General features: G+C 36.6%; 18 protein-coding genes. 6 read left to right on the top strand and 12 right to left on the bottom strand.

Annotation, left to right across the window (positions count from 1 at the left end):
* Window positions 1–64: 64 nt before the first annotated feature.
* Together ACYVFA_RS12120 and ACYVFA_RS12115 are read left to right on the top strand one after the other, a co-directional pair.
* Window positions 65–532: a response regulator gene (locus tag ACYVFA_RS12120; RefSeq protein ID WP_460472088.1), complete on the top strand. Its 468-nt coding sequence runs from the start codon at window positions 65–67 to the stop codon at window positions 530–532.
* A gap of 216 nt (window positions 533–748) precedes the next feature.
* Window positions 749–1,267, top strand: coding sequence for a GNAT family N-acetyltransferase (locus ACYVFA_RS12115; RefSeq protein WP_460472087.1), 519 nt, complete (start codon window positions 749–751; stop codon window positions 1,265–1,267).
* A 30-nt stretch (window positions 1,268–1,297) separates the two neighbouring features.
* Here the strand turns inward: ACYVFA_RS12115 and ACYVFA_RS12110 are convergent, their stop codons facing one another.
* Entirely contained in the window at window positions 1,298–1,780 is a 483-nt protein-coding gene (locus tag ACYVFA_RS12110; RefSeq protein ID WP_460472086.1) for a GNAT family N-acetyltransferase, read from the bottom strand.
* Window positions 1,781–1,926: 146 nt separating this feature from the next.
* Complete coding sequence (locus ACYVFA_RS12105) at window positions 1,927–2,760, bottom strand: universal stress protein (RefSeq protein ID WP_460472085.1); 834 nt, start codon at window positions 2,758–2,760, stop codon at window positions 1,927–1,929.
* Window positions 2,761–2,935: 175 nt separating this feature from the next.
* On the opposite strand from ACYVFA_RS12105, the gene ACYVFA_RS12100 reads away from it, so the two are divergent.
* Both ACYVFA_RS12100 and ACYVFA_RS12095 read left to right on the top strand, forming a co-directional pair.
* Complete coding sequence (locus ACYVFA_RS12100; RefSeq protein ID WP_460472084.1) at window positions 2,936–3,757, top strand: class I SAM-dependent methyltransferase; 822 nt, start codon at window positions 2,936–2,938, stop codon at window positions 3,755–3,757.
* 145 nt (window positions 3,758–3,902) lie between these two features.
* A complete protein-coding gene (locus ACYVFA_RS12095; RefSeq protein ID WP_460472083.1) occupies window positions 3,903–4,112 on the top strand; it encodes a hypothetical protein in 210 nt (69 codons plus the stop codon).
* A 9-nt stretch (window positions 4,113–4,121) separates the two neighbouring features.
* Here the strand turns inward: ACYVFA_RS12095 and ACYVFA_RS12090 are convergent, their stop codons facing one another.
* The 6 genes from ACYVFA_RS12090 to ACYVFA_RS12065 all read right to left on the bottom strand — a co-directional run bounded on the left by ACYVFA_RS12090 (window position 4,122) and on the right by ACYVFA_RS12065 (window position 7,990).
* Entirely contained in the window at window positions 4,122–5,048 is a 927-nt protein-coding gene (locus ACYVFA_RS12090; protein WP_460472082.1) for a helix-turn-helix domain-containing protein, read from the bottom strand.
* Between the two features lie 27 nt (window positions 5,049–5,075).
* Window positions 5,076–5,915, bottom strand: a complete 840-nt coding sequence (locus tag ACYVFA_RS12085) for an alpha/beta hydrolase family protein (protein ID WP_460472081.1) — start codon at window positions 5,913–5,915, stop codon at window positions 5,076–5,078.
* Window positions 5,916–5,991: 76 nt separating this feature from the next.
* Complete coding sequence (locus ACYVFA_RS12080; protein ID WP_460472080.1) at window positions 5,992–6,555, bottom strand: Crp/Fnr family transcriptional regulator; 564 nt, start codon at window positions 6,553–6,555, stop codon at window positions 5,992–5,994.
* A gap of 122 nt (window positions 6,556–6,677) precedes the next feature.
* Window positions 6,678–6,974: a DUF3817 domain-containing protein gene (locus ACYVFA_RS12075; protein ID WP_460472079.1), complete on the bottom strand. Its 297-nt coding sequence runs from the start codon at window positions 6,972–6,974 to the stop codon at window positions 6,678–6,680.
* Between the two features lie 12 nt (window positions 6,975–6,986).
* Entirely contained in the window at window positions 6,987–7,430 is a 444-nt protein-coding gene (locus tag ACYVFA_RS12070) for a hypothetical protein (RefSeq protein ID WP_460472078.1), read from the bottom strand.
* 116 nt (window positions 7,431–7,546) lie between these two features.
* Window positions 7,547–7,990: a GNAT family N-acetyltransferase gene (locus tag ACYVFA_RS12065; RefSeq protein WP_460472077.1), complete on the bottom strand. Its 444-nt coding sequence runs from the start codon at window positions 7,988–7,990 to the stop codon at window positions 7,547–7,549.
* Window positions 7,991–8,312: 322 nt separating this feature from the next.
* Here ACYVFA_RS12065 and ACYVFA_RS12060 point away from each other — a divergent pair, with 322 nt between their 5' ends.
* Complete coding sequence (locus ACYVFA_RS12060; RefSeq protein ID WP_460472076.1) at window positions 8,313–12,467, top strand: two-component regulator propeller domain-containing protein; 4,155 nt, start codon at window positions 8,313–8,315, stop codon at window positions 12,465–12,467.
* A gap of 77 nt (window positions 12,468–12,544) precedes the next feature.
* Here the strand turns inward: ACYVFA_RS12060 and ACYVFA_RS12055 are convergent, their stop codons facing one another.
* The 4 genes from ACYVFA_RS12055 to ACYVFA_RS12040 form a co-directional block, all read right to left on the bottom strand.
* Window positions 12,545–13,582 (bottom strand): glycoside hydrolase family 43 protein, encoded by a 1,038-nt coding sequence (locus tag ACYVFA_RS12055; protein ID WP_460472075.1) that lies wholly within the window; start codon window positions 13,580–13,582, stop codon window positions 12,545–12,547.
* A gap of 156 nt (window positions 13,583–13,738) precedes the next feature.
* A complete protein-coding gene (locus tag ACYVFA_RS12050) occupies window positions 13,739–13,921 on the bottom strand; it encodes a hypothetical protein (protein ID WP_460472074.1) in 183 nt (60 codons plus the stop codon).
* Window positions 13,922–13,984: 63 nt separating this feature from the next.
* Window positions 13,985–14,410 (bottom strand): hypothetical protein, encoded by a 426-nt coding sequence (locus ACYVFA_RS12045; protein WP_460472073.1) that lies wholly within the window; start codon window positions 14,408–14,410, stop codon window positions 13,985–13,987.
* A 53-nt stretch (window positions 14,411–14,463) separates the two neighbouring features.
* Complete coding sequence (locus ACYVFA_RS12040) at window positions 14,464–15,111, bottom strand: MgtC/SapB family protein (protein WP_460472072.1); 648 nt, start codon at window positions 15,109–15,111, stop codon at window positions 14,464–14,466.
* Window positions 15,112–15,323: 212 nt separating this feature from the next.
* Here ACYVFA_RS12040 and ACYVFA_RS12035 point away from each other — a divergent pair, with 212 nt between their 5' ends.
* Entirely contained in the window at window positions 15,324–15,719 is a 396-nt protein-coding gene (locus ACYVFA_RS12035) for a hypothetical protein (protein WP_460472071.1), read from the top strand.
* Window positions 15,720–15,727 lie beyond the last annotated feature (8 nt).

Raw genomic sequence — 15,727 nt, 5'->3', positions numbered from 1 at the left:
AAAGTTCGCTCCCTTGTTTTATTTATTCAACTCATCATACATTTGAATCTACAACCAAATACCGATGATCAATGCACTGGTAAGTAAATATTCGCCTATTCAGATTCTTCTGGCAGATGATGATCCAGACGACAAACTACTTTTTTCAGATGCGCTTTCACACCTAGAGGTACAAGCTAATTTAATTACCGTCAATGATGGTGAAGAAGTTATTCAGCATATTAATATGACTGATTCATTACCCCACATTATCTTTCTTGACCTGAATATGCCAAGAATGAATGGATTAAAATGTCTTGAATTAATCAGACAGAATCATTCGTTGAATCAAATTCCATGCGTGATTCTTAGCACCTCTTCTAATCCGAAAGACATTAACAAAACGTATGAAACTGGTGCCAATTTATATTTTGCTAAACCTGCTGGCTTATACGATTTGATAAAGATGATTGATAAGACACTCAAATTAAACTGGGAGCATTTCTTTCCTCCGTTTGAAGATTCTTTTTTTATTTCAGATAAGCGCCTATAAAGAATTTTACAACTATTTGAGTATAAAAATTTTAAGACTCAAAGTCTCACTCCATGAGACTTTGAGTCTTTTTTTAAAAAGAAAGGCAGGGTGCTAATTATTTAACTTTCTGAGTATTTTTATTCTAAATTTTCATAGTAAGTTCTCCTTGGATAAATTATAATTGTACTGATTTAATACTAACACCGGATTTATTAGTAATTACCGTCGTAGCACATGCAAATAGAGTATAGAGTTTGCTCAGAAGAAGATATATCACAATTAATGAAAGTAGCCTTACAATCTTACGTAGAACATTACACATATTTATGGCTGGATGACGGTGAACACTACATGAAAAATAGTTTTAGTGCAGAACAGTTATCATCAGAAATTAGGGACTCTAATTCTATTTTTTTCCTTGTTATTGTTGATAAGTTACCAGTAGGCTTTATAAAATTAAACGTAGATAAGGCTATTGATTCTTATCATTCTAAAAAGGCTCTTGAATTGGAACGTATCTACTTTCTGAAAAGTGCTGCAGGAAAAGGTTTAGGAAAAGAGGCCCTTTGTATGATTGCAAAATTTGCGAAAGACCGTGATAAAAAGGCAATCTGGCTAAAAGCCATGAAAGGCGGCGCGGCTCACGGTTTTTATCAAAAACAAGGATTTGCTTTGATAGGAGAAACCATTTTAGCTTATCCTTTGATGAAAGAAGAACATAGAGGAATGGTGGTTATGTTAAAAGAAATATAGTTTGTATCTACTTAAGCTTGCTACCTTAATCTATACCTCTTTGAACATAATATAACTATCCACCAAACCTAAATCCTGATGCCTGAAACCTTTAGGCGTAGTACCAATGATACGAAAGCCTAGTTTTTGCCATAGGTCTACTGCTATGGTATTGGTACTTACTACGATATTAAACTGAATGCCATAATAGCCTTTTTCTTTCGCAAATTGGATGGAATGCTCGCATAGTAATTTGCCTATTCCTTTACCTCTATGATGCGGGCTTACCATATAACCACAATTGGCTATATGGCTACCTAAGCCGGGTTGATTGGGTTTTATGAAATAAGTGCCTATAATTTCGTCATTTTCCAGGGCTACGAATGTATTCATTACCTCAGCAAACCAGTAGTTTTGTAAGGCTGATTTAGGCGTATCCGGGCTGAATACGTAGGTATCTCCCGTTCTTATCACGCTTGAAAATATTTCCCAAACACCGTCATAATCGGTTTCTTCGGCTTTTCTTATAATCATTTTCTTAATTGTTTTCGCTGAGTATATTTTAGCAAAAGTATAATTTAAGCTAATATTTCATCATAACTATGAGATTTATTTCTCTGGATACCCCAACAAAAAAGCTACACTTGAGGGTGTAGCTTTTAACAATATATATTTATCGATTATGCCTCAATATCATATACTAATAATGGGATATCAGTCTTGTTAATAATCTCTTTCGATTTACTTGGGTTGATAAGCTCGGAAAGAAAACTATGATGATGCCCCGCTACTACCAATAAGTCAGCCTCATGGGTATGTGCTGCATTTAATAGTCCTTGGCTTACATTATCTGCTTTGATAGCTTCAAAAGTAAATTTTTCTTTAGGAAACCCGTCCTGAATATCTTTTAAGAGCTGATTATCATCCTGTACATTTAATTCAAAATCAGCATTTATTTTTACAAGAGTTATCTTAGAATGAAATTCTTTTCCTAATTCAAAGACTTTAGCCAAAACATCTTTCTCCTCTGACTCTAATTCAGTACCATAGATAATACTCTTAAATGATGGAGTATGACTATTAGCCGGAACAATCAAAACAGGTACACTTGTATTATTAACCACACTTGTAGAAGTCGTTCCGATTAATCTGCCTAAGAAAGAATCATTTGGCGTTTTACCCATGATAATCAGGTCAGCCTTTTTGCTTTTAGCCATATCTGCAATGCTTGAAGATAAACTTCCTACAATCACTTCACCATCAGCCTCAATATGTTTTTCCTTGAGTGAATCTACAACTCCTTTTAATTGTAATTCATAATTCTTCATCATTTCCTCTTGCAAAGTCGATGGTGCTATGGTATCATAGGCCAGATTAGGATCTAGCGGAACCATCGGAAAATAAATATGAACAACCAAAATTTCTGAATTGAATTGCTTGGCAAGATAAGTTGCATATGCCAGGGCGCTATCAGCGTTTTCTGAAAAATCTGTAGCAAATATGATTTTCTTCATGGATTCATTGATTATTTGATAGGTTCTAAAATTAGACAAAAAAATACGTACCTCTATGGGCTTCAATATTAATTATCTATAAAGTTTCCTGATTGTATTTTCCTAATTTTGTATTTCTTTCCATCTTACATAGATAAGCATTGTATACACGGAATAGTTTTAGATTTCTATAAAAATGAATACAGATAGATTAATCAGCCCAGAAATTGAAAATTTCTATACACAGACTTCTGAAGAAGCCAGGCTTCAATTAGGTTTAGGGCCTCTGGAGTTTGAACGAAATAAAGATTTAATACAGCGCCACCTACCGGCTAAGGGAGTGATACTGGATGTCGGCGGAGGGCCTGGAGCCTATGCAGAATGGCTATCCGGTATAGGATATACTGTGCATCTGATTGATCCTGTGCCTAAGCATATCAAACAAGCAACCAAAAGAGCCAATAGCCTGAAAAAACCATTTAAGGCTACTTTAGGAGAAGCAAGGCAACTCAACTTTGCTGATGAGTCGGTCGATGTAGTGATTTTACATGGTCCTTTATATCATTTACAAGATAAACAAGCCCGATTAAAGGCTATACAAGAAGCCCGAAGAGTATTGAAGAAGAATGGAGTAATATTGGGTTTTGCCATTAATTATGCAGCTTCAACCATTGCCGGATTATTGAATGGCTTTATGCACGAACCGGGTTTCATAGATATGTGTAAGCAGGAATTATTGACTGGTGTACATACACCACCCAAGAGTATGCCAGGCTCACTGGCAGAGGCTTATTATCATAGACCCTCACAATTGATTGAGGAATTTATAGATACAGGGCTTGAATTTATCAATATTTATGCGGTAGAGGGTGTGGTATGGCTAGACAAAAAATATTTTGAAAGCAGAGGTGATGCTAAGAAAAAACAATCATTGATGGAGTTATTGACCATTACCGAAAGCGATCAGGCTCTCTTAGCTTTAAGCCCCCATATGATGATTGCCGTTAAGAAAATATAATAAACACACTCTCTCATCATAAGAAATCTAAGGAGATTAAAAGGCAGAATTGGGCAAATATTTACCAAATTCTGCCTTTTGTTTTGATAATTTATCAACTATATTTGGTTTTTATATAACCTATGGCATTCAAAACTACCTTACAATGGCTAATATCAAAAACTTCCGGGCTTTCCTGGCTAAACAACAAAAAGATGAGCCTACGTTCTCGCTTAGTGGCATAGAAGAAAAGCTCGAATTACCGACTTTATTACTTCAACATTTTATCAAAGGCAGAAAAGACCTTGGAGAATATGCAGATAAAGTCATTGATTTTTTTGGGTCTATCGGTTATGATGATAATGTCGTTTATTAGATAGAACCACTAGGCAGGTCTTAAACTCTCTATCATTTTACGGAATTGTAGAGGGGTGGTCCCTTCATATTTTTTAAAGAGCCTGCTGAAATAAGACTGGTCGAATAAGCCTACTTCTGAAGCTATCTCACTAATTGATAAATTGCTTTGATATAAAAGTACTTTGGCTTCCAGCACGATGGCTTCGTCGATCCATCTGGTAGGTGATTTTCCGGTTACGGCCTTGACAGACTTATTGAGATGATTAGGTGTTACATTTAATAAAGAAGCATAATCGCTAACTAAATGTCTGGTTTTGATATATGTGAATAATAACTCTCTGAATTTATTCGAAATTTCAATTGCTTTTAATTGAGACATACCTGATACAGCTTTGTAAGCTCCATTGATTTCACATAACAAGGCAATCAGATATGACTGGATAATCTCTCGGTTATTTAACCCATTCGTTTCATATTCCACCAGAATTCTCTCTGATAATTGTCGGACAAAACCGGAGGTCTGAATATCCAACCCAATTTTCGGATTGCCCCAAACTCTTAAAAATTCAAAATCTTTCAGTAAATCGTTTTTTGCCAGTTTCCCAATCATTACATCATCATGGAAATTGAACAGATAGCCTTTATTAATATCCACATTATCAAAAGAAAAAACCTGCCCTGCAGCTACTACCAGACATTCGTCTTTTACAATTGTATATGTTTCACTACCAATTCGCATAATAGCTTCTCCTTCTGTCAGATAAATTAGGGTATGTGTATTGGTTCTGGCTGGTGGCACAGGGAGCTTCATCAGACGAATCAGTTCTTCCACCTTTACGACAAAAAACTTATCGTAATCTGACTTCAGAATTGTATTGGTGTGTCTCTCATTCTTAATGAACTTGTCCCGATACGATTCTGCATTATATGTTTTTATCTGACGATTCTTCGGCAATTTCTTGATAGTGTTTTATTCAATACACTATTCTTTTTTAAAATGTTTCGCCAGGAACTCAAAAATCTTATCAAAGTGCTTTAAAGGCTCTGTATGCCCTCCTTCTATGGCAATATGCTCATAATAATGGCCGAAATGCTTGGCCTTTAATCTTTTTACAACCGCTTCCGACATAGGCCCTGAGCCCCACATCTCATCTTTTGTGGCCGATACTAATAAAATACAACCGTTAACGTCTTCAACTTTTATCAATGCTTTTTCAACAGCTATAGTATCTTTCAGCATTGTATCAAATGCTAACCGCAAATCTCGTTTGATTAAAGCAGGAATAGTTTCTTCTGAAACAGGTACGTAAGGGACTTCCTTACCCTGATAAGTCCATGAAGAAGTAGATAAATGACTGGTAAGACCAGGGAAAGCCACATGACTGGGCACAATAGCTACTACACATGTAATATCTTTGAAATGACTGGCCAGCAGCAATGCCAGCTCCCCTCCTTTCGACCCACCCATCACAGCGATTCTATCCTTATCAATTTTCGGATTTTTTGTAGCTTGGATAATAGCCTCATGCACTTTCTCTAAGGAAATACGATCTAAACTATTGGGTGCGCCTATAGCACCAAAATAACCCAGTGCAAGAAAAGCGTAGCCCTGATTGATAAACTCATCACGCGTTTTTTTCCAGTAATTACTTGCCCACGGGTTGCCTCCTTCTGAGCCGCCCAAGCCTACTATGAGGGCTTGTTTCTCTGAATCACCTATATATAACTGGCTGTTAACACCGGGAGTAGCTAGTGTTTGAGAAAAACTATTGAAAGAAAAAATAATGAATAGAACTCCTAATAAGGTTTTAAAATGATTCATTTGATTGGTTGGTTAATGAAATATAGCGCAAAATTGAATGCAATATTTCTCTTAACTTTTGACCTAAATCAAAAAATCACTTTTCGGCTCTGATGCGACTTAAGGTTTCCTGCGTAATACCCAAATAAGAGGCAATCATGCCTAAAGGGATACGGTGATAGATGCCCTTATAGACTTCACAAAAGTGTTCGTATTTTTCTTTGGCAGTGGTAAAGCGCATAGAAGTGATGCGTTCAATGAGATAACCGAAAGTACTGCCCATCGATAGTCGGGCATAACGTTCCATTTCTGGGAAATTATTGAACAAGAACATTAAATCCTGTACTTCCAGAATGTAGACATCGGTTTGCTCAATGGCATCTATATAATATATATCCAGTTTTCGTTGAATAAAACTGCTTGGGGAATTAGTCCAATCGCCTTCACAACTAAAATATTCGCTTACCTCCTTGCCATCTTTCAGAAAATACAACCGCAGCAAACCCTTCTGAATGAAGTAGCTCTTGGTACATATTCTATCTGCCGGGTGAAGCATCTCCCCTTTTGCAAAGGTTTTAAACGTAATGCGTCTGGTAAGTTCTTCTTTTAGTGAGTCGCTTACTTTAATATATTGGGAGAAATGTTTGAGAAACTCCGTCATCAGAAAAGATTGTTTGATGACGTAAAAATACTAATGTGCGTGAATAAATTTTAAATTATGGCGCGAACTTCCAGTTGTCTATTTTAAATAGCTGCTGGAATCTCACCCACAATTTGACTATATCAATTTTGAAATAACTTCTTATCAGCCCAGAAGGTACCAAAAGGGATAACCGATACCAATAAGGCCAGCAATGTCTTACGAATATTCCAGTTTTGTTCGATTTTTATCTGAATCACAGCCAATACATATAAAATAAACAAAAGCCCGTGTACTAACCCAAAAGTCTTGTTAGGAGCCGGATTATCAAAGGCGTATTTCAAAGGCATGGTTATAAATAATAGCACTAAAAAAGACACTCCTTCTATAAAAGCCAAGAGGCGAAGTCTGCCTAGTTGTGTTTTCAACAAATTCAACATGAATGAGAAAGTTTAAAGATTTCTGAAAAAAGGTCTGAACCACGGAATAGCCAACAAGATAAGCACCAGTGCAATAGAGAAATAAATAAGGATGGTTTTAAATCTGGCATGGTCAGTTTCGGCACGTTTGGCAATAGAACCACCGATAGTGATCACTATTATTGAGATAAACATCATACTAATATGATAAATTCCGAAAAACCATATTTCCTGATTACCTCCTGCCCCACTTTTCATAAAAAACTGGGTAATAGGGCTTAAAACAAAGTATAGGGTAAAACCTATCAATAATTGCGTATGGCTAATGGTAGTCGCCACTGTACGGGCAAGGCTATCGGCTTTAGAAAAGGTTCTTTTACTAATTAAGCCCTGAATACTTCTACCAATGGCATAGAGCAGGCTTATTAAGACGAGCCAACGGAAAATAGAATGAAGAAAGACAAATATCTCGTACATGAAAGCCTGATTTTTTGCACAAAATTAAACTCAATCAGGGAATAGATGTTAGGATTGATGAAGCAAAAAATCGGACTTTTCAATCATTTTAACAATTGAGCCACCTTAGTGAGTTATCATTCATAATAATTATGAACCCACTCCAGCACGTCTCCATCTTCGGGGTCAGTTACCACACCTATGCAGGTAAAGTTATTTTTCTCCAATACTCTACAAGAAAATTTATTTTCTGGAAGTGTACGAGCCGTTACTTTAACAGAGGGGTCTGTTTGCAAGGAGATATCGACTAATAATTTACATATATGGGTTCCTACGCCTTGGTGCTGGTATTTTTCTACTGTTCCATAAGCAATTTCTACGGCACCGTTTATGGGTTTCCCTTTGATACCCGCACTCCCAATAATCTCACCATCGGCTTCCACAAAATAACAAATCCAAGGCGGGATATACCCTACTTTTTCATAAAATTCAACCGACATTTCAACCAGCTCTCTACATTCAGGTTTATTCAAAAAATCTTCGTTTTCGTGCAGATATTCTTTAATGGGTACTAATTTCATGCTTGTATTCCAATTCAATATTTTCTGATAAAATATATACTTTAATCTCTAAAAATTGCCGCAAGTTCTGTTTTTCTGAGTGGTTTCCAGAATTTTCGGTGCAAATTTATTATTTATCTTTCCCTTATCAACTTCTTTTTTGCTGAATTTTATATCAATTACTTGGCATTATTTTTGCTAATTTTTCTGGAAATATTACAACCCTTTATTTTGCTTTTTAATTGCTGCGGTTTTTCATTCATCATACATGCCGTCTACAACTTTGCTTTAAGTCTTTATAAGAGTACAACGTAGCTTAAGATTAGTCTTAATACATTACACCATGAAATACAAAATTTTACTGTTTTCTTGTTTTCTATTATTCAATTCTGTTGTCGGGCAAGTTCCTAAACCCTCATTCAGGCATATTTCGACCAACGAAGGCTTGTCTCAAGGGCATGTTACTGGTATTCTTAAGGATAAAAGAGGCTTTATGTGGTTTGCTACCTATGAAGGACTCAATAAATTTGATGGTTACCGCTTTTTTTTCTACAAACACTCTTCCGATGATAGTCTGAGCTTAAACAATAATATTGTCAATGATATTCTAGAAGATCATGCCGGAAATATCTGGGTGGGTACAGCTACAGGATTAGATAAATTTAATCGTGAAAAAGATAATTTCACACATTTCTTCGCTTCAAATAAATCAGTAGTTATTCACGACATCTTTCAGGACAGTAAGCAGAGAATATGGCTGGGAACAAACGAAGGGTTGTACCTGATTAATAGTACTAATGGAAGCTATAAGGTTTTCAGACATGAAGATGCGAATAAAAACAGCCTGAGCGATGATACAATCGACCGAATAGTTGAAGATAAAGACGGTAAACTCTGGATAGGAACCCGAAATGGATTGAATAAATTTGACCCTGATACTAAAATTTTTGCGCATTATTTTAACGATTCTAAAAACTCTGGTAAAAGTCTGGGGGCTAACTGGGTTAAAGCATTATTCAGAGATAGCCAGAATAATATTTGGGTTGGAACACACCGTGGTGGGATTTCCAGATACAATATAGCAGACGGCACGTTTAACACTTTTAAATATGACCCTAAAAATCCGAAAAGTATTGGTTATAATGATATTCTGTCATTTGTAGAAGATCCTTCAGGAAATATATGGATAGGCACTGAAAATGGTGGGATTAGTGTATATGGCGCCAAAACAAAAACTTTCCAGACATTCATTAACGATACTAACGACAAAAACAGCCTGAGCAATAACTCGGTATATACTATGTATATCGACGATATTGGCAATATATGGGTGGGCACTTATTCAGGAGGAGTAAATTTCCTGCCTAAGTTCGGCAATAAATTCAGCTTATTTAAAGAGGGCTTCCCTCCTAATGGACTGAAAAACAGTAGTATCTTATCTATCACTGGTGATGCAGACGGCAATGTCTGGCTGGGTACTGATGGTGGTGGGCTAAGCTACTTTGACAAGAAGAAAAACACTTTTACTACTTATAAAAAACAGCTATCCAACCCTAATAGTATCAATTCTGATTTTGTGGTGTCAGTAGCATTAATAGATAAAGACTTATTAGGTGTTGGTTTATACTTAGGCGGGTTCGATTTATTTAATAAAAAGACAGGACAGTTTATTCATCATATGCCAGTTAAAGGCAATGCACATAGTATTTCTTCTGAAAGCGTGTATGCTATATTGAAGGCAAAAGATGGGAATATATGGTTAGGAACCTTAAGTGGAGGGCTCAGTTATTATGATAGGAAAGCGAATACTTTTACCAATTATTCACATAACCCTAAAGACCCGAATAGTATTTCAAGTGATTTTGTCAGGTCTCTCTATGAAGATGAGAATGGCACTTTGTGGGTGGGAACAGATAATAGCCTAGACGCCTTCGATGAAAAAACCAAGAAGTTTATCCATTATACCCATAAAAATAATGATAAGAAGAGTATCGTCAATAATAATGTGCAGGTGATAACAGAGGCGCAAAAAGGGTATTTGTGGGTTGGTACAACAGATGGTTTATCATTGCTTGACTTAAAAACAAAAACTTTTGAAAACATTAGTGAAAAAGACGGCCTTTCTAACAATGTGATTAATGGTATTTTGAAAGACAAGAAAGGGAATCTCTGGATAAGTACAAATAAAGGCATTACCAGATATACACCTTCGAACAAAACATTCAGAAAATATGGTCTTGCCGATGGTTTACAAGGGAATGAATTCAAACCTGCGTCGGCATTTCAGACACTTGATGGAGAAATGTTCTTTGGTGGCCCAGACGGCCTGAATACTTTTTATCCGGATAGCATGAAAGACAACACTTTTGTGCCTCCGGTACGTATCACGGATTTTCAGATTTTTAGTAAAAGTGTTAGTATCAACGAAAAAGGCTCACCTCTAACAAACCCTATCGGCGAAACCAAAGAGATTGTTTTGACACACGAGCAATCTGTTTTCTCATTCGAGTTTTCAGCGTTGAATTATACTTTACCTAGAAAAAACCAGTATGCGTATAAATTAGAAGGTTTTGATAAAGACTGGAATAATATAGGAGGTAGGCGAACTGCCACTTATACTAATTTAGACCCGGGTACCTATACTTTCAGAGTAAAGGCATCAAATAATGATGGCATCTGGAATGAGGAGGGTACAGCGATTACTATCACTATACTCCCACCCTTCTGGGAAACGTGGTGGTTCAGAACATTATTGGTAGCAGCTATTATTGGCTCTGCTATAGGTTTTTACCGCTTCAGAATAGGCAGAATAAAAGCCATAAGTGAAATACTTGAAAAACAAGTTGAGACCCGAACTGCACAATTACGCAAATCGACCGAAGAAGAACTAAAAGCCAGACAAGACGCTGAAAAAGCTAATCTTGCCAAAAGTATATTTCTGGCCACTATGAGCCATGAGATACGTACTCCTTTGAATGGCATTATCGGGATGACTTCTCTATTGGAAGAAACAGATTTAAACGAAGAACAAAGAAACTATACCGATACTATCCATACTTGTGGTGAAGGATTGTTGACTGTTATTAACGATATTTTAGATTTCTCTAAAATTGAGTCGGGCAATATGGAACTGAATGTAAAAGACTTTGATTTAAGGCATTGTATTGAAGAAGTACTGGATATTTTTGCCGAAAAAGTAGCCAAACTAAATATTGATTTACTTTATCAGATAGACTGGGATGTTCCTATGCAAATTATCGGAGATAATCTTCGATTGCGTCAGGTATTGCTCAATCTAATTGGCAATGCCATTAAGTTTACACAAAAAGGTGAGATATTTATCAGAGTATTTTTAATAAATAATGGTCCAAAAGGACATGTTGAATTAGGTTTTCAAGTAAAAGATACGGGTATTGGTATACCACCAGATAAAATTGACAAATTATTTAAGGCCTTCTCTCAGGTTGATTCTTCAACTACCCGCAAATATGGTGGTACCGGATTAGGTTTAGTTATCAGCGAAAAACTGATTAAACTCATGGGCGGAGATATCAGTGTGAGAAGTGAAGTAAACAAAGGTACGATTTTCACCTTTACTATTAAGTCAGAAATAAGTTCAGTAAAAATATCTACCCTACCTTTCAATTTAGAGGTTTTAGAAAATAAAAAAGTCTTAGTGGTTGATGATAACCTTACTAACCTAAGCATATTCAAAGGACAATTGGAGCATTGGAAGATGGTGCCTACGCTTATTTCTGTGCCAAAAGAGGCATTAGATTTTGTAAAAGACAATAACAGTTATGATATCATCATAACAGATATGCAAATGCCAGAAATGGACGGTGTAGAGCTGGCTTTAGCTCTTAAGAAAATAGCGCCTAAAATTCCTATCATGCTCTTAAGCTCTATTTCTGATACTTTCTATAAAGATCATCCTGATTTGTTTAGTTCGGTGCTAACCAAGCCTGCCAAACAACATATTCTTTGCCGGAATATTCACAACCAGATTATGTCAAAAGAACAACCTGTAGTGGTAGAGAAAATCAAGGGAATGGCAACACAGAAATTATCGGTTGAGTTTGCCGCACAATATCCAATGACTATTCTGGTGGCAGAAGACTATATCATGAACCAGAAGTTGGCATTACGAGTACTAAGTAAGCTTGGTTATGAAGCCGATTTAGCAGAAAATGGTGTGGAAGTGCTAGAGGCTATCAAGCATAAAGAATATGATGTGATTCTGATGGATGTACAAATGCCAGAAATGGATGGTCTGCGTGCAACCATGAACATCAGAGAACAATTAATTAATCAGCCTGTGATTATAGCTATGACAGCCAATGCTTTGCAGGAAAGTCGGGATGAATGTCTCAGAGCAGGCATGGATGATTATATCAGTAAACCAATTAATCTGGAATTTTTAGTGGCGGCTTTAGAAAGATGGGGAACCTTAATCAAGAAAAAACTTCCGAAAACATTTGAAGAAGAAATTGTATAATTGCCTATAGAGTGATATTGTGTCTGATAAATGCTATTACAATTGTAATAGCATTTTTTATGTCATCATCTTATTCATCACTGCCCTGATGGCTGGCGAATTTCGTTATCTAAAGCAATAGGTCTACCCAGATTAGGCGTCCCGTCGGAATGCCACGTAATAGGTTGCATACGTGGAGAGCGGTTATTTCCACAGCCCTGCCCTGCTTCAGGGTTGGCATGATAAATTATCCAATCTTCTTTTCCGTCCGGTGATTTAAAGAACGAATTATGACCAGGGGCAAAAGCATGCCCTTCCGGATTTGCCTTGAAGACAGGTTCAGGAGATTTTTTCCACGATGATGCCTTCATCAAATCAGCTTTCGCATCAGCCTCCAGTAAACCTAATGTATAATGGTCGGTCCAGCACCCACTTGCTGAAAAGACGATGAATATTTTTTTACTTTTATCTGATTGTCTCAAAAACTGCGGACCTTCATTTACCACAGGTAAAGGACCTGAGCCCATTTTCTCCCAGCTGTGTTCTGGAGTAGAAATTTTTGTGCGGGTGCCTTCTATCGTCCATGGGTTTTTCAGCTTTGCTATGTAAATATTCTGACTAACGTTTTCGGCTCCCTCCCAGCCTGACCAAATCGCATATAATTGTTTATTCAATTCAAAAATGCTCATATCAATTGCCCAACGATTCGTCGGGTCAGTAATCTGCCCTTTAAATGTCCAATTAGTAGTAGTTGGATCAGCATCAGGATTTTCCAGTACCCACATCCGATGGTTTTCATTTTTGCCATCGTCGGCAGCTACATAGACATACCATTTACCATTCAGAAAATGTAATTCAGGTGCCCACAACTCTTTTGAATAGTTACCGTTAGCCGGCGGTGTCCAGACCACAACACCTTGCGTTTGTGATAGCTCAGCCATATTTTTTGTTTTCCGAAGGGTAATATTTTTACCAGTCGAATTACAGTAATAGTAGAAACCATCTTTGTAAATCACCCAGGGATCAGGGCCAGTAGGTAAAAGTGGGTTTTTAAAAGTAGAGGGCATCTGGCAAATACCCAGACTGATTGATAATAGCCCAACAGAAATAAGGCTAAAAAAGCGAATTTTAGACATGCTAAACCGGTTATAAATTGAGATTGAATAGAAAAAAGACCTTAGTGGCTTTTTTTAAGCTAAGATATAGCTACGCGCTTTATTTACGCAAACGAAGAGGAATTATTTTTTGCAATACAGAAAAGGCATAAAAAAAGGCGGATAAACCGCCCTATATCAATGATGTCCTTCGTCTGTTTGTTTACGATCGTAGTTATTAGCGAAAGTAAAACCCAGGAAGATGAAACCGAGTATAAAGACAAATAAATCGCCAAATACCCAAAGGATTGTCATAAGTACTAAAAAGATTGCTAAAGTAAGCCAGCTAGGAAGCGCTTTCGAGCCTGAATGATTTGCCATGATTTATCTTGATACGTTAAATTCTGGCTGCAAGTTAGGACATTAGCAGCAAAATTGAAAGTATTACTTTATTTTCTCATAAAAAAACAAATTACCATCTGCCAGTACAGCCCCAATAGGTGCTGGTTGGTATAATACCATATATTTGGGTGTTTCGGTAAATGAGATGAAAGAATATAGATTAATGTCTTCAAAAACGAGTTTATTTTGCTGATAAGTAGCTTTCTCATCTGTACTGATACTTACATCTGATTTCTCAATTACTTTACCATCTTTGGTGCGGGTAAAAGTACCTTTTCTGGCATCGAAAGATAAAATTTCTTCATAATCAGGTTTCAGTTCACTTGGCCCTTGTGGCGATGGAAATCCAATACCAATTTTCACCAGTTTCCATTCCCCATTTATTTCATTCAATATGGGGCTTGGTGTATTGCTTTCGCAGGAAGCTAAAAACAAGAGAGTACAGATAAGAATTAGTGAAGCTTTCATAAGTTTAATATAGTTTTCATAAATGATTCATTTTCAGATGAAAAGGTTGGAATCTAGAAGTCAAATTCTACAATGTCCGGATCATTTAATAAACTCTTGATTACCTTCTCATGATTTTTTTCGGAGCCTCTTACTGTCCAAGTCCCACTTATCAAATCATTCGATTTGGTTTGCATATTTCTTTCAGGTATTAATCCGAATTTTTCAAATTTATGCTCATAATGCTTTAGCGTATCATTATTAAACTTGCATACAATACGATAGGTACGAATCAGGTTTTTTCTTTTAATAATGGTTTGTAGAGGCACCAGCCCGTATAAAGCAAAAATAACCAGAATCATAGCCACAAAGCCCGTTTCATACAAGCCTTTGCCGAAACCTACACACATTCCCAAAGCAGCCGTAACCCATGCAGCAGCAGCAGTTGTAATACCTGTAATGCGCCCACTAGAACTGTCTCTAAAAATAATACCCCCACCCACAAAGCCGATACCTGTTACAATATTGGCTGCAATGCGTGAAGGATCAGAGCCAAGTTTGATTGAAATAAGTGTAAAAAGTGTAGAGCCTACACAAATCAAAATCATGGTTCGGAGCCCGGCAGATTTGCTATGATACTCTCTTTCAAAACCAATAATTGCGCCTGTACCAGCAGAAATCAGAAGTTTTATTACATCTTCCGTGATAAATTCTATAAACATAATGATTTGTAAGCCATTAGAAAATTAACAATTTAGCTTTTCAATTGTTATTCTGTAAGTTACTTATGCTAACTAACGATAGCAAAAGTACTATTTTAGTATTTTCTGTAAAACTTAACACAAAATTTTTGTATTTTCTGAATACTTTGGTTGTATTTGCAAATCATTATATGACACCGTAAAAAAATTGCAGCACCTTAAAAAAAATCCTTATGAAAACTGATCTTAAACAAAAGGCCTCTGAAATTGCCGCTGCCCTGGCTGACGTGGTAAAAGGAGAAACAACAAACAAAAAAATCAAAAAAGCCATTGATAAAACTGCGAAAAAACTAGCAAAAAAAGTAGTTAAAGTCAAAAAAGAGGCAGAAAAAGACAAACAAAAAGAAGAGAAGAAAGCCCTGAAAAAAGTAGCCGAAAAAGCGAAAAAAGATAAAAAGGACACAAAAAAAGAAGCAAAGGCTCCGGCAGCCCCAAAAGCTGATTCACCAAAACCAGCGCCAGCTCCTGAAGCACCGAAAGCAGTAGCTCCAAAACCAGCTACAGCAAAACCTGCCGCAGAAAAACCTAAAGCGGTAGCTCCAGTAAAACCAAAAGAAGCAACTGCTTAAGACTCGCA

Source organism: Emticicia fontis (genome assembly GCF_054779675.1).
This window is presented reverse-complemented; position numbering and strand designations above follow the sequence as displayed.